The 929-nt window shown below is 51.2% G+C and carries 1 protein-coding gene; it reads left to right on the top strand.

What is annotated here, in order from left to right; translation table 11 throughout:
* The coding region (locus JFC11_RS18855) for an IS3 family transposase (RefSeq protein WP_198350277.1) at positions 1 to 911 on the top strand (911 nt) is incomplete at its 5' end.
* Between the last annotated feature and the right edge of the window lie 18 nt (positions 912 to 929).

Below are 929 nucleotides of genomic sequence, written 5' to 3'. Positions count from 1 at the left end.
AAGGCCACCGCGTACTTCGCCAGGGAGTCCGACTGAGGTACGCGTTTATTCAAAATTATTCGAGCCAATATTCGGTACGTCGCTTGTGTCAGATGATGGCAGTGCACCCCAGCGGTTACTACGCATGGTGTAAAAAAGCGCTCTCTAATCGAGCGCGGGAAGATGAGCGCTTGCTGGGATTGATCAAGCACTCCTGGCTTGAAAGCGGCGGTGTATATGGCTATCGCAAGGTCTACCAGGACTTGCGTGAAGCTGGCGAAGCTTGTGGGAAGCACCGTGTGGCGCGTCTTATGAATAGGGAAGGTTTACGCTCTCAGACGGGCTATCGACGACGCCCTGGCGGCTATGGCGATGGGAAACCGGCTGCCGTATCCCCTAACCATTTAGACCGTCAGTTTGAAGTAACAGCGCCAAATATTGCTTGGGTGACGGACATCACGTACATCCGCACTTACGAAGGCTGGCTTTACCTATCGGTAGTTATCGACCTGTTTTCCCGTCAAGTGATTGGCTGGTCGATGAAGTCTCGCATGACTACGGAGTTGGCACTGGATGCTTTGTTATCAGCAGTCTGGCGACGCAAGCCACAAGGAACGGTGATGGTGCATTCGGATCAAGGGAGCCAGTTTAGCAGTGGAGACTGGCAAAGCTTTCTGAAAGCGAATTGCTTGGTAGGCAGTATGAGCCGACGTGGTAACTGTCATGACAACGCCGTTGCTGAAAGCTTCTTTCAACTTCTCAAGCGGGAGCGAATCAAGCGACAGATTTATTCAACACGCGAAGCGGCTAGACGTGACGTGTTCAATTACATTGAAATGTTTTACAACCCAAAGCGCCGACACGGCACAAGTGATAACTTGTCACCGGTTGATTATGAAAGGCGTTACTTTAAGAGCCTAACGGGTGTCTAAAATATCCGGGGCGATTCA

The organism is Vreelandella alkaliphila (assembly GCF_016107625.1).
GTDB classification, from domain to species: Bacteria; Pseudomonadota; Gammaproteobacteria; order Pseudomonadales; family Halomonadaceae; genus Vreelandella; species Vreelandella alkaliphila.
Note: the sequence above shows the minus strand (reverse complement) of the source record. Positions and strands in the feature narration are given on the sequence as shown.